Here is a 13,073-nt window from a genome sequence, read left to right as displayed (position 1 = left end):
ATTATGGCACACGCACATGAATCTAACATGAAAAGAATCTGGACGGTTTTCGGAATCTTATCTATCATAACAACAGTTGAGGTTTATTTAGGTATTACTAAACCAGACTTCTTATTTAAAGAAACATTATTAAGTATGAGTTTCCTTAACTGGATATTCATCATCTTAACAGTTATTAAGGCATACTACATTATGTGGGCATTTATGCACTTAGAAGGTGAAAAGAAAAGTTTACGCTGGTCTATTGTTGCTCCATTAGTATTCTTAATTTTATACTTATGCTTCATCGTTTTAGTAGAAGCTGACTATATTTTTGAAGTGTTTAATAACTCTTATTATACATGGATTTTTTAACAAAATTTATATAAATCAATCCCGACTAACGTCGGGATTTTTTTTTACCTTTGTTTTCGAAATTTAATCTTATCATAGTGAAAAAATATTTAGTATTATCAGTCCTATTCATCTTGCCTATAGTGGCTTATATGTTTTTCGCAACCGCATCTCATAACTCACTTTTTCTACCGATTATTTCAAAAAACCACTCTGATATTCCAAGTCAATTCGTTTCATTAAACAATGAGAAAATTACTTTAGATAAAAATATTACGGTTTTAGGCTTTCCTGGAAGTGATATCGAAGAAGTGAAAGCGAATTTATTCAACTTGAATCAGAAAATTTACAATAAATACGGCGGTTTCAAAGATTTTCAAATGGTAATGATTTTACCTGATGGAAATCAAGAAAAAATCAAAGCCATCATGTTAGAGTTCAGGAGATTGTCTAACGACCTAAAAAACTGGCATTTCCTTTTCGGAAAACCGGAAGACATCGTAACCTATTTTAATTCTTTCCATTTTAAAAATACTTTAAACGATAAATCAGGAACTTCTTTCGTGTACATTATTGATAAAGAAAAAAGTGTACGTGGACGAAAAGGTCAAAAAATCAAAGGGAAAGTAGAATACAGAGAATGTTACAATACCATTTCTGCTGCCGAATTACACAACGAAATGTCGGATGATGTAAAAATTCTACTTCGTGAATACCGTTTAGCTTTAAAAAAGAACAAACGTAAAGATGAATTCAGGGATAAAATTGAACAAGAAGTAATTAAGAAGAAGTAATAAGTTAGCAGTTTTTAGTATTCAGTTAAGTGTAAAACAAAATATATAATGAAAAAAAACTCATACATCGGAATATCATTTATTATTTTATTGTTCGGAATCTGGACAGTGAAAGAGTTAACCGAAAAATTCAAAGATAATGGTCTAGTGAACCTAGATAAAAAAGTGCCTTCGTTTGAATTGACAGATCAAAATGGTAAAAAAATATCGAACAAAACCTACGAAGGAAAAGTATATGTGGTAGAGTTTTTCTTTTCATCTTGCCCAACTATTTGTCCGAGAATGAATCAAAACATGTTGCAACTACAAGAAGAGTTTTATGGCGATTTAAATTTCGGAATTGCTTCTATAACTATTGATCCAGAAAACGACACATCAGACGCATTAAAAGAACACGCGAAAAAATTAGGTGTAAAACATTCTAATTGGCATTTCCTAACTGGTGATTACGAATATATTATGAATTTAGCCAACAAAGGATTTAATATATTTGCAGGAAAAAATGATAAGGTTCAAGGCGGATTTGAACATTCAGGTTTATTCGCTTTAGTGGATAAAGAAGGGAATATCCGTTGTAGAAAAGACAAATTTGGCAATCCAATTTTATATTATGATGGTTTAGAACAATCAGGTATTGACGCCATCAAAGAAGATATCAAATTATTATTAGAAGAATAAATTTAAATCAGTTTAATCCGCGATGCGAAGCATCCGTTTTATCTGCGTGCCCAAAAAAACAATTATTAAAATGGAAAACAACATAGAAACAAAATACAATAAGTTAATTACAGCCGTATCAATCATTATTCCATTAGCGGTTGCCGCTTTGTTTGGAGTCAATTTAAGAAAGTTAGGTTATGATGTAGAACCATTAAATTTCTTGCCTCCAATTTATGCTACTATAAACGGAATTACTGCAGTTTTATTGGTTGCAGCGGTTTTAGCAATTAAAAATGGTAAAAGAAAACTACACGAAAACTTAATGAAAACGGCAATTGCCTGTTCAATAGCTTTTTTAGTGATGTATGTTGCGTATCATATGACATCTATTTCAGCTGTGTATGGTGATGCTAACCATAATTCAATTTTAGAAGAAACAGAAAAATTGGCAGTTGGGAATACGAGATCTAGCTATTTAGTTATCTTGTTTACACACATTGCACTTTCTGTAATTATTATCCCATTAGTGTTAATTACTTATGTGAAAGCTTTATCACAACGATTTGATAAGCACAAAAAAATAGCAAAAATTACATTCCCTATTTGGTTATATGTAGCCATTACAGGAGTTTTAGTATATGTAATGATTTCTCCATATTATGTTAAGTAAAGTTTCAAATAAAATTATAGTTTTAGCTTTTGCCTTTTACCTTATGCCTTTTGCTTCAATTGGACAATGCGCTATGTGTCGTGCTTCGCTTCAAAACGAAGCGAATAAAGCCGCTGCAGAAGGTGTAAACGACGGAATTGTTTATTTAATGGCAATACCTTACATTTTAGTTGCTGGTGTTTTTTACGCCGTTTATAGATTAAAACAAAAGAAGAAAGAAAAAGTTACTACAGTATAAAAAAATCCCGTTCCGAATTATCGGAACGGGATTTTGCTATTCACTAACTACTATTCACTTTTTACTAAGATTATTCCATTCCGTCAATTGTAATTTTCATCGTTCCAGAAGAAGTGATAAACGCTACAATTCCTTTTTCAGTAAGTTCCATTTTCTCAAATACAAAATCGTTCAATTTTCCGTTTACAAAAACACCTTTCATTGGTGAATAATTCGTCAAATAAGGCAACATGTTTTTCTTACCGTCATCTAAATTTGGCTTGATAGAATATTTACAACTTTCTTTAATTTTATTTAAAATCATACCTTGTAACAACCAATTGGCTGTTCTTGTCAAAATGCCTTTTGTGTTTAAAACATAATCCAACTCGTCAAAATAAATTTCTTTTGTTTCCGAATTGTATTTCGGAATTCCAGCTAAATAAATAGTTCCGTTTACCGAACCTAACATGTCTAAAGCAATAATCATTTTGCCATCTTTATACCATAAATCGACTTTCTGAACGGTGATTTTTCTTTTTCCAGAACCAAATTCCTGACCCAAAAAATTCTTCGTCATAATTCGGCTTGCACTTTCGTATGTAGAAACCGCTGCAACAGAAGCGTTAAAATCAGATGGGATTTTACTTACCGCTTTTGAAACAATTTTAGTTTTATCAAATCCGTTTTTAGGTTTCTGTCCGATTAAAGTTTGCATCTGACATTTCATGCCTAAATTCATGGTAATTTTCGAATTACTCAAAACCGCATTCGTGCTATAAATTTCGGTTGGCACTAATTTAAACCATGTTTCATAAGCTTCATTAGCCATAAATGGAGTAGAAAGCGTTTCTAAAACTTGTAAAACTTGTTCTTTAAAATCACAACTTTTATTAATTGCTTCGTCAATCATTTTAGCAACTTTTCCTTTAAAAATTGATAGCGTCGGATTGATAATGTAAGTAATCGGGACATTTCTTCCTGAAACTAGAATACTTGGACTTTCGCTCCATTCAAAATCTTCAATTTTAGAAGTGGTGTTTAATTTCCAATTCGCAAAATTGGCTTTACTGTTTAACGTAATCGTTCCGTTTAAATTAATTTCCCTCGTATCGTTTAAACCCATAAACTCTGTTCCGTATTTAATCTTAGCCCAAATTTTTAATGGAATTACAGAAACAATTTCGCCATTTTTCTCAACTAATTTAATATCGGATGTCTTCCAAATTTTCATTTCGGTTTTGTCGTCATTTAAAATGGAATCGTTGTAAATTAAACCTTTTAAGTTTTTATTTAAATGGTATTCGATTTCTTTCATACTCACTTCCATTGGCATGGAAATTAAGGAAGTTTTGTTGCTATAAACAATTGGTGCATTATCGGTTGGTTCCGGTTTTATCGTGTCAATTCTTTTAGTGGAACTGCAACTAAAAAGTCCGATATTTAAGATTCCGAAAAGCAAAATTTTAATTTTTAAATTCATGTTGTTAAAAATATATTACGATGACAACGCTAAGAAATTCAAAATATTGTTTTTAAAAAATCTTTAGATTCAGCGTTTTTCAGGCATAAAAGTAAAATTTTAATTGTAAAGTGTAACATTTTTTTTAAAAATTGGTCAAATAGGAAAACAATTATAATAATGAAGTCAGTACAACTAGTATTTGTATTATTTTTTGTGAGTGTTACTTCTTTTGCCCAAGAAAAAAAATGGACATTAAAAGAGTGTATCAATCACGCGATTAAAAATAATATTTCTATAAAACAATCGGAATTAGATTTACAAACCACAGCCATTACTAAAAAAGATGCAATTGGTAATTTTTTGCCAACTTTAAACGGAAGTGCTTCTCACGGATGGAATTTTGGATTTAGTATTAACCCAATTACTAACGATAGAACCAATCAAACCAATCAGTTTTCTAGTTTTGGTTTAAACGGTGGTATGGATATTTATAAAGGATTACAAAATGTAAATCAATTTAGAAAAGCAAAATTATCAATTATTGCTTCTCAATATCAATTGACAAAAATGCAAGAAGATGTGGCGTTAAATGTTGCCAATGCCTATTTGCAAATTTTGTTCAATAAAGAGAATTTAAAAGTCCAAAAAGAACAAAATATATTGGATAAAAAGCAATATGACAGAACGGTAGAATTAGTAGATGCTGGTAATGTACCAAAAGGCGATTTGTTAGATATTCAAGCAACGATGGCATCTGGAAAACAACGTGAAATTGTAGCAGAAAATGCCTTAATGTTGTCTAAATTAAGTTTAGCACAATTGCTTCAAATTCAAGATTTTCAAAACTTTGATGTTTCAAATGAAGATATGCCGACTATGTTGTCAGCTATCTTAAACGAATCGGCAGAAGCAGTAATTGCTAAAGCAAAAGAAAGTAGAACTGAGTTGAAATTAGCAAAGGCTAATTTAGAAATTGCAAATAAAGACGTTCAAATTGCTAAAGGTGCTTATCAGCCTTCATTGAGTGTTAATTACGGTTTAAACTCTAATATTAGTTATAATAAAATCCCAAGTTTTAATGAATCGACAGGTCAGATTGACTACAACAGAGCCAGTCCGTTTTTTGAACAAATGAATAATAATTTCGGACAAAATATTGGATTGTCATTAAATATTCCAATTTTCAACGGATTTGCCACTCGAAATAATGTGCAAAGAAATAAAGTTAACTATGAAAAAGTAAAACTGAACGTTTCACAACAAGAATTAGATATTGAGCGTAATGTTTTTACAGCTTATACCGATACAAAAGCAGCTAAAGAAAGTTATGAAGCGGCTTTACAAATTGAAAAAGCACGTGAATTAGCTATGCAATATGCAAAAGACAGATACGAAATTGGTATGATGAATATTTTCGATTACAACCAATCTCAAACGGCTTATGTAAACGCACAATCAGAAGTATTAAGAACCAAGTATGATTATATTTTTAGAATTAAAATTTTAGAATTTTATTTCGGAATTCCACTTATAGAAAAACAATAAAACCATGTCAAAAAAGAAATTATTTATCATTTTAGGAAGTGTAGTTGCAGTAATTGCACTATTAATTGTTCTGAAAAAATCAGGAAAAATTGGAAATAGCGACGACGGTAAAGTAGTTGAAGTTTCTAAAGCAGAAACAATGACAATTGTTGAAACGGTTTCGGCAACTGGAAAAATTCAACCAGAAGTTGAAATTAAAATTATGCCAGAAGTTTCAGGTGAAATTATTGCCTTAAATGTAAAAGAAGGTCAAGAAGTTAAAAAAGGACAATTATTGGTGAAAATCAACCCAGATATTTATACTTCTGGTGTAGATAGAACGGTTGCGTCTTTATCAACTTCAAAAGCTGGTGTAAGTCAGGCTGATGCTCAAGTAAAAGAAGCAAAAGCGAATTACGATAGAAATAAAAAATTATTTGACAAAGGTGTAATTTCTCGTTCAGAATGGGACAAAATTGTTTCAGCTTATGAAGTTGCTGTTGCGAGTAAACAATCTGCATATTACCAAATGAAATCTGCATCAGCTAACGTAACAGAAGCAAGTGATAATTTAAAAAGAACGACAATTTTCGCGCCAGCAGATGGAACAATTTCTAAGTTAGATGTAGAATTAGGAGAAAGAGTTTTAGGGCAACAACAAATGGCCGGGACAGAAATGATGCGTATTGCCAACTTAAACAATATGGAAGTTGAAGTGGATGTAAATGAAAACGATATCGTAAAAGTAAGCATTGGTGATTCGGCTAAAATTGAAGTTGACGCGTATTTAAAAAGAAAATTTGACGGAGTGGTTACGAGTATTTCTAACTCGGCAACAACAGGTTTAACTGCAGATCAAGTAACTAATTTTAAAGTAAAAGTAAGATTAGTAAAAGAATCGTATCAAGATTTATTAGATGGAAAACCTGTAAGTTATTCACCTTTCCGTCCAGGAATGACGGCTACAGTTGATATTGAAACAAAAAGAAGTACGAATGTTTTAGGAGTGCCAATTAGTGCGATTGTAATTAAAGATGACACGACTTCAACTAAAAAAGATATAGTTGCTGAATTAGAAAAAGAAGAAGCAGAGAAAAAAGGAAAAGCACCTAAAAAGGATGTAAAATTCGAATGTGTTTTTGTTAAAGTTGGCGATAAAGCTAAAATTAGAGTGGTAAAAACTGGAATTCAAGACGATACAAATATTGAAATTTTATCAGGATTGAAAAAAGGTGACGAAATAATTACTGGTCCTTATACTTTAGTATCAAAAGAGTTGATGCCTAATGACAAAGTTCGATTGGAAACAAAATCGGATAAAGACAAAAAGGCTAAAGAGGAAAAAAGTTAGTTATGAATTGATTTTGATTTAAAAAAGACACAAGCAATTGTGTCTTTTTTTGTTTCTTTGCGTAATAAATTACTATTAAAAATGGCATTAATTCTGAATATAGAAACTGCGACTAAAAATTGTTCAGTTGCATTAGCGAAAGATGGGAAAACGTTAGCGATAAGAGAAATTGCAACGCAAAATTTTTCTCATGCTGAAAAGTTGCACGTTTTTATTGAAGAGCTTTTTGCAGAAACCCATTTGAAATTACAAGATTTAAATGCGATAGCTGTTAGTCAAGGACCAGGTTCTTATACCGGTTTACGAATTGGCGTTTCGGCAGCAAAAGGCTTGTGTTATGCTTTATCCGTTCCGTTAATTTCGGTTGATACTTTAGAATTATTAGCGAGAAAAATTTCAATTACAGATGGTATTATCGTTCCAATGATTGATGCACGTAGAATGGAAGTTTTCTGTGCTTTTTTCGATAGTAATTACAATAAAATAGGAGAAACTAAAGCGGAAGTCATTGATGAAACCAGTTATCAAGATATTTCTGAAACGATGCATTTAATTGGTGATGGTGCAATGAAATTCAAAGAGGTGTTAACAGATGCGAAATTTCACTATTATCCAGAAATTGAATTTCCTTCTTCTAACGAAATGGCACAAGTTTCTTTCCAAAAATTCCAAAACAACCAATTGGAAGATGTGGCATATTTTGAACCTTTCTACTTGAAAGATTTTGTGATGCTTACGAAGAAGTCCTAAATACTCACCAAGCTCTTACTTTGTTCTAAAATATCTGATTTCACTTGCATGTGATGTGCGCTTTCTGTCCAAACTCTAGCGCTAAAATGAATGGAAGTTTCTGTGAAATTATTAATATACACATCCGCTTTTGGGTCTTTCAAAACTAATGGATGTTGATTAATGATCTTTCCGATTTTACTTTTAATATCAGTAACGTCAGAAGTATAATTCGTAATAATTTCAATATCTACACGTCTTGTGCTTAACTGACTGAAATTTTTGATTTTTCCGTTTGATAAAATTCCATTCGGAATGTAAACTACTTGATTGTTTGAAGTTATGATTTTGGTTGAAAAAATTAAAATTTCGGCAACTTTTCCTTGTTCACCTTGAACTTCAATCGTATCGCTAACTCGGAAAGGTTTGAATAAAATAATTAAAATTCCACCAGCAAAATTAGATAATGAGCCTTGTAATGACAAACCAACGGCTAAACCAGCCGCTCCTAAAATAGCCACAAAAGAAGAAGTTTCTACGCCTAATTTTGAAATTACAGTGATGAAAAGCATTATTCTTAACGTCCAAAAAATAATGTTTCCTAAAAAGTTAGTTAACGTAATTTCAACGTTTCTTTTTATCATTATTTTTTTTGCTGTTTTGGTAATAAAACTCGTAAACCATAATCCACCAAATAAGATAATTAATGCGGTGGCAATTTTTGGCGAATAATCGAATATTAGATTTTTTATAGTCTCTAAATAGTTTTGAAATTCCATAACTTTTTTTTGCAAAAATAAAGAAGTGTTCCCTTTATTGGTGTTCTTTTAGAAAAAAAATATTTCTTCTAGCTTTTAATAAAAGCTATTAAATCTGACAAATAAAAAAACTGAACTATGATTTATGTCAGTTTTTTTCTTGTTTTATGCTAATAAATTTGCCTTATAATTTTAAAACAAAACTTATTATGAAAAAATTATTTTTAGCAAGTATTGCATTATTAGGACTTAACGCAAACGCGCAAGAAGAAAACAAGGGATTAGAAGGAACTTTTTGGGTTGCTGGTCAATTAGCATTTTCAACAACAGATAATGGAGTAAGTGAAACAAAATCAAACACAATTGTTCCAGTAGTTGGGTATTTTATTGCACCAACAACAACAATAGGTTTAGGTGTAGGTGTAATTAATTCTACAACTACTACAAATTTGGGTGGTGCTACAACAGATGAATCTTCTGCTGTAATTATTCAACCATTAGTAAGAAAATATTGGGGAATTGGAGGGAAATTTTTCTTTTTCGGACAGGCTTCTTTACCATTAACTTTTGGTGAAGACAAATTGTCAAGTGATAAAACGAGTACAGTTGGTTTAGATGTTGCGCCAGGATTTGATTTTATAGTTAACAAATGGATGACAGTTGAGACTTCATTTTCATTAATAAATGTAACTTCTACAACAAGAAATCCAAATGTTGGAGATAGTACAAGCGACTTCAGTTTTAACGCAAATCCATTTGATTTAAATCCAGGTTCAAGAAGCGTGGGTGGTTTAAGACTTGGAGTAAAATTCTTATTTTAACTCTCGTTATAATACTTTGATTGGTTAGGATGTTAAGAGAGCTGTATTGGGTTATAACAGCTCTCTTATTTTATATAATATTCTAAAATAAAAAAGCGCTCATTATTATGAACGCTTTTTAACTAATTTTTATTGATTAATTTAACTTTAAATTACTATTATCCGTTCATTGCTTCCACAACAATTGTATTGTTGCTAAGCATTTGACGTAGCATATTCTCAATACCATTTTTCAATGTGAATGTTGATGAAGGGCAACCGCTACAAGCACCTTGTAAAGTTACTTTTACCACATTAGTTGTTTCATCGTATGAATTAAAAGTTATATTTCCACCATCACTTTGAACGGCTGGTTTTACATATTCTTCTAAAATATTGATAATTTCTTGTGAAGTAACATCTAAATTATCAAAAAACTCTTCTTGTTTAATTTTGAAGTTATCTGTTTTTTCAATTAAACTTTCGTCAACAACTACATCGGTTTGCTCTAAATATTGTTTTAAAAATGTACGTAATTCTAACGTAATTTCGTTCCATTCTGCAATGTCGTATTTCGTAATTGAAATGTAATTTTCATCAATAAATACTTCTTTTACGAATGGGAAACTAAATAAATCTTTAGCTAATGGCGATGCTTTCGTTTCGTCAATGTTCTTACATTCAACAGCTGTGTTTGTAAGTTTTTTGTTCGCTACAAACTTAGTTACGGCTGGATTTGGTGTAGATTCTGCGTAAATTGTGATTGGATTTTTCTTAGTTGTAGTTTCCTCCAAAATAATTTTACCGCCTTTTTCAATAAAGTCTTCAATTTGTTTTGCTACATCATCTTGTACATCTTCCCATTCCACAATTGAAAATTTTTCAACAGCAATGAAATTTCCAGAGATGTAAACCGATTTTACAAACGGAAGATAGAATAACTGTTTCGCTAATGGAGAATTAGCGGTTTCGTCAATGTTTTTAAACTCAAAGTTTTGATTTCTAGTGATAAACTCGTCTAGTTCAAATTTAACAATTGAAATATTATTTGTGATTTTTATCGATATTTTGCCCATTTTGATCCTTTTTTCGCAAAGATACAAACATTACATTAAGTAAAGTTATATATTTGAACATTATAATTTTGTTAACACAAGATTAAATTAGTTAACGCAAAATCAAACAACTACTAAATAAACATAAAAATGAAAAAAATTACTTTATCTTTTATTTTATTATTTTCATTGATAACGAATGCACAATTAAATGTAAACAATACGCTTTATTCTCCAGCGGATTTAGTTTTAAGTAAATTAATTGGTCAAGGTGTTTCGGTTTCAAATGTGAAATATAATGGAAGTGCTCCTAATGCTTTGATTACAAATAATCAATTAGGGTTTTATACAACAGGTGTAACTCCTACTAATTTAGGACTTTCAAGTGGGTTATTAATGACAAATGGTTCTGCTACTGGTGCTATTGGTCCAAATAATGCAAGTGGAAGTACTACAACTTCAACAAGTCCTCAAAATGGTGATCCAGATTTGGCAATGATTACCCCTTTGTCAATAAATAATATTTGTATTTTAGAATTCGATTTTATTCCTTTAGGACCTGAAGTTAAATTTGAATATGTTTTTGCTTCTGAAGAATATCCAGAATATGTTGGTTCAACTTTTAATGATGTGTTTGGATTCTTTCTAAGTGGTCCAGGTGTTAGTGGTCCATTTAATGGAGCAAAAAATATCGCTTTAATACCAAATACTACAACGCCAATATCGATTAATAATGTTAACGGTGGTTTAAATAGTTCTTACTATGTAAGTAATGCTGGAGGAACATCCATTCAATATGATGGGTTTACTACAGTTTTAACGGCTAAATCTGAAGTACAATGTGGGCAAACCTATCATATAAAGTTAGCCTTAGCAGATGTTGGCGATTCAGCATTTGATTCAGCTGTTTTTTTTAAAGAAGGTAGTTTCTCAGTTCCTAGAGTAGATTTAGGTGGTGACATGGTAGGGCCAAGTAAGGCTTGTTGTGGTGAAATATTACATTTTAGTACTCCTTTTAATCCAACTAATTATCCTGGTGCAGTACATGATTGGTACTTTAATGGTTCTTTAATTTATACTTCTACAACTTCCAACGTTTTTGATTTTATTAATCCAACATGCACCGATGGAATATTAAAAGTTATTGTTAAACCTTATCCTGCACAAAATTGTACTTTTCAAGATGAAATTACTATTCAGTATCAATATGGGCCTGTTTTAAACGTAGCGCCACCATTGACCTTGTGTTCAGATACTCCTGCAACAGCAACTGGTTCTTTTGATTTAAATATGCAAATTAATAATATAGTTCCAGGTTATAATTCTGATTATGAAGAATTGGGTTTCTTTCATACAAAAGAAGATGCGATAGCAAATACAAATGTTATTTCGCCTGCAACTTGGCATAATTTTACAGGTGTTGATAATCAATCTATATTTTTAGGTGTATCTAATATAATTTTAACAGGTAATGTTTGTCGCTCTGTGATGGAGTTTAAATTAAAATTTGTTAACTGTGATGATCTTGTTTGTAGCCCAAATCCTAGTTCTGCAGTTTTCGATTTAACAACAAGAAAACCAATTATACTTAATGGTTTTGATCCTACAAAATATTCTATTAGTTTTCACCATGATATGCCTTCTGCTGTAGCTGGAACTGCTCCAATTACTCCAGAGAATGCTTATATACTTACTTCAAATCCAGAAGAAATATATGTAAGGTATTGGGAAAATGCTGTGCCATTAAATAAACAATTTACTCAGTTTTCGCTTCAAGCAAATCAATCAAATATTGCAGGTGCAGATGGGGATTTGAATTTCTGTATGACGGATACAACTGTATTCAATCTGTTTGATTATATTACTGGTGAGCAAGCTGGTGGAACTTGGACAATTGTGTCTGGTTCAGGCGCAAACGTAGATTTAACTGCGGGTACTATTTCTTCTAATAATGCTCCAGCAAATTATGTTCTTCAATATACTGTGAGTTCTAGTGTTAGTTGTCCTGTAGATTTTAGTTTATTAAATGTTAATATTGCTGCGGTTTGTGGTGTGCAAACGCCACCAGACATGTTTCTTTGTGACGATAGTAGTAACAATGGTATAGAGATTTTTGATTTATCATCTCAAAATGCAACTGTTTTAGGTTCTTTGAGTAGTACTGATTATACGATATCTTATCATGTGAGTAGCGCAGATGCAATAAGTGGGGCTTTTCCAATTACACCTAATAATGCATATCCTAATATTTCAAATCCACAAACAATATATATAAGAGCTGTAAAAAATTCTGATAGTTCTGTTTTTGATACTAGTAAATCATTTCAACTTCATGTTGTTGCTCAACCTGTTGTAACTAGTTTTACAGGAACTACTGCGATTTGTATTGGTGATTCAACTAATTTAAATTTTGTAGGAACACCAAATGCAACAATTACATATACAGATGGTACAACTACTCAACCTGGAGTGCTGTTAGGGGCGACAGGAAGTGCAACAGTTACAGTATCTCCAACTGTGCCTACAACATATAGTTTGGTAAGTATTGCTACAACTGGAACTCCAGGTTGTACAAATCCTGCATCAGGAAGTGTTACTATTACTGTTAATCCAATTAATACTGTTACAGCAGCTTCATCAACTCCAACATTATGTGAGAATACTTTGTTAACACCTATTACTCATACTACAACAGGAGCAACAGGAATTGGAACGCC

At 31.4% G+C, this 13,073-nt stretch carries 13 protein-coding genes; 10 read left to right on the top strand and 3 right to left on the bottom strand.

The window, feature by feature from the left end:
• Positions 1 to 3 precede the first annotated feature (3 nt).
• The 5 genes from BMX42_RS09150 to BMX42_RS09130 all read left to right on the top strand — a co-directional run bounded on the left by BMX42_RS09150 (position 4) and on the right by BMX42_RS09130 (position 2,695).
• Complete coding sequence (locus tag BMX42_RS09150; protein ID WP_091312705.1) at positions 4 to 354, top strand: cytochrome C oxidase subunit IV family protein; 351 nt, start codon at positions 4 to 6, stop codon at positions 352 to 354.
• A gap of 77 nt (positions 355 to 431) precedes the next feature.
• On the top strand, positions 432 to 1,127 hold the full coding sequence (locus BMX42_RS09145; RefSeq protein WP_091312702.1) for a hypothetical protein: 696 nt from the start codon (positions 432 to 434) through the stop codon (positions 1,125 to 1,127).
• A gap of 48 nt (positions 1,128 to 1,175) precedes the next feature.
• Entirely contained in the window at positions 1,176 to 1,805 is a 630-nt protein-coding gene (locus BMX42_RS09140; RefSeq protein WP_177169152.1) for an SCO family protein, read from the top strand.
• Between the two features lie 70 nt (positions 1,806 to 1,875).
• Positions 1,876 to 2,457: a DUF420 domain-containing protein gene (locus BMX42_RS09135; RefSeq protein ID WP_091312696.1), complete on the top strand. Its 582-nt coding sequence runs from the start codon at positions 1,876 to 1,878 to the stop codon at positions 2,455 to 2,457.
• Entirely contained in the window at positions 2,447 to 2,695 is a 249-nt protein-coding gene (locus BMX42_RS09130; RefSeq protein WP_245748280.1) for a hypothetical protein, read from the top strand. Before BMX42_RS09135 ends, BMX42_RS09130 begins: the two co-directional genes overlap by 11 nt.
• A gap of 70 nt (positions 2,696 to 2,765) precedes the next feature.
• On the opposite strand, the gene BMX42_RS09125 is transcribed toward BMX42_RS09130, so the two are convergent.
• Positions 2,766 to 4,157 (bottom strand): DUF4403 family protein, encoded by a 1,392-nt coding sequence (locus BMX42_RS09125; protein WP_091312693.1) that lies wholly within the window; start codon positions 4,155 to 4,157, stop codon positions 2,766 to 2,768.
• 159 nt (positions 4,158 to 4,316) lie between these two features.
• Here BMX42_RS09125 and BMX42_RS09120 point away from each other — a divergent pair, with 159 nt between their 5' ends.
• The 3 genes from BMX42_RS09120 (at position 4,317) to tsaB (ending at position 7,764) form a co-directional block, all read left to right on the top strand.
• The gene (locus tag BMX42_RS09120) at positions 4,317 to 5,684 is read left to right on the top strand and encodes a TolC family protein (RefSeq protein ID WP_091312690.1); all 1,368 of its coding nucleotides are present in this window, start codon (positions 4,317 to 4,319) and stop codon (positions 5,682 to 5,684) included.
• A gap of 4 nt (positions 5,685 to 5,688) precedes the next feature.
• On the top strand, positions 5,689 to 7,014 hold the full coding sequence (locus BMX42_RS09115; RefSeq protein ID WP_091312688.1) for an efflux RND transporter periplasmic adaptor subunit: 1,326 nt from the start codon (positions 5,689 to 5,691) through the stop codon (positions 7,012 to 7,014).
• An 81-nt stretch (positions 7,015 to 7,095) separates the two neighbouring features.
• Positions 7,096 to 7,764 carry a tRNA (adenosine(37)-N6)-threonylcarbamoyltransferase complex dimerization subunit type 1 TsaB gene (tsaB, locus tag BMX42_RS09110; protein ID WP_091312685.1) on the top strand — a complete coding sequence of 223 codons (669 nt, stop codon included), beginning with the start codon at positions 7,096 to 7,098 and terminating at the stop codon, positions 7,762 to 7,764.
• Here tsaB and BMX42_RS09105 read toward each other — a convergent pair.
• Positions 7,761 to 8,522, bottom strand: coding sequence for a mechanosensitive ion channel family protein (locus BMX42_RS09105; protein ID WP_091312681.1), 762 nt, complete (start codon positions 8,520 to 8,522; stop codon positions 7,761 to 7,763). The two genes, tsaB and BMX42_RS09105, sit on opposite strands and share 4 nt — an antisense overlap.
• A gap of 188 nt (positions 8,523 to 8,710) precedes the next feature.
• Between BMX42_RS09105 and BMX42_RS09100 the strand changes: the two genes are divergently transcribed.
• Positions 8,711 to 9,322 (top strand): hypothetical protein, encoded by a 612-nt coding sequence (locus BMX42_RS09100; RefSeq protein WP_091312678.1) that lies wholly within the window; start codon positions 8,711 to 8,713, stop codon positions 9,320 to 9,322.
• Between the two features lie 158 nt (positions 9,323 to 9,480).
• Here BMX42_RS09100 and BMX42_RS09095 read toward each other — a convergent pair whose 3' ends face one another.
• Positions 9,481 to 10,377, bottom strand: a complete 897-nt coding sequence (locus BMX42_RS09095) for a NifU family protein (protein WP_091312673.1) — start codon at positions 10,375 to 10,377, stop codon at positions 9,481 to 9,483.
• A 129-nt stretch (positions 10,378 to 10,506) separates the two neighbouring features.
• On the opposite strand from BMX42_RS09095, the gene BMX42_RS09090 reads away from it, so the two are divergent.
• The coding region (locus BMX42_RS09090; RefSeq protein WP_177169151.1) for a choice-of-anchor L domain-containing protein at positions 10,507 to 13,073 on the top strand (2,567 nt) is incomplete at its 3' end.

This window comes from Flavobacterium terrigena (assembly GCF_900108955.1).
Lineage (GTDB): Bacteria > Bacteroidota > Bacteroidia > Flavobacteriales > Flavobacteriaceae > Flavobacterium > Flavobacterium terrigena.
Note: the sequence above shows the minus strand (reverse complement) of the source record. Positions and strands in the feature narration are given on the sequence as shown.

What these genes read in the sequence shown, in the direction of transcription:
- BMX42_RS09120 (WP_091312690.1), top strand. Translation starts at nt 4,317, where the DNA reads ATGAAGTCAGTACAACTAGTATTTGTATTATTTTTTGTGAGTGTTACT.
- BMX42_RS09130 (WP_245748280.1), top strand. Translation starts at nt 2,447, where the DNA reads ATGTTAAGTAAAGTTTCAAATAAAATTATAGTTTTAGCTTTTGCCTTT.
- BMX42_RS09150 (WP_091312705.1), top strand. Translation starts at nt 4, where the DNA reads ATGGCACACGCACATGAATCTAACATGAAAAGAATCTGGACGGTTTTC.
- BMX42_RS09135 (WP_091312696.1), top strand. Translation starts at nt 1,876, where the DNA reads ATGGAAAACAACATAGAAACAAAATACAATAAGTTAATTACAGCCGTA.
- BMX42_RS09125 (WP_091312693.1), bottom strand. Translation starts at nt 4,157, where the DNA reads ATGAATTTAAAAATTAAAATTTTGCTTTTCGGAATCTTAAATATCGGA.
- BMX42_RS09095 (WP_091312673.1), bottom strand. Translation starts at nt 10,377, where the DNA reads ATGGGCAAAATATCGATAAAAATCACAAATAATATTTCAATTGTTAAA.
- tsaB (WP_091312685.1), top strand. Translation starts at nt 7,096, where the DNA reads ATGGCATTAATTCTGAATATAGAAACTGCGACTAAAAATTGTTCAGTT.
- BMX42_RS09105 (WP_091312681.1), bottom strand. Translation starts at nt 8,522, where the DNA reads ATGGAATTTCAAAACTATTTAGAGACTATAAAAAATCTAATATTCGAT.
- BMX42_RS09100 (WP_091312678.1), top strand. Translation starts at nt 8,711, where the DNA reads ATGAAAAAATTATTTTTAGCAAGTATTGCATTATTAGGACTTAACGCA.
- BMX42_RS09140 (WP_177169152.1), top strand. Translation starts at nt 1,176, where the DNA reads ATGAAAAAAAACTCATACATCGGAATATCATTTATTATTTTATTGTTC.
- BMX42_RS09115 (WP_091312688.1), top strand. Translation starts at nt 5,689, where the DNA reads ATGTCAAAAAAGAAATTATTTATCATTTTAGGAAGTGTAGTTGCAGTA.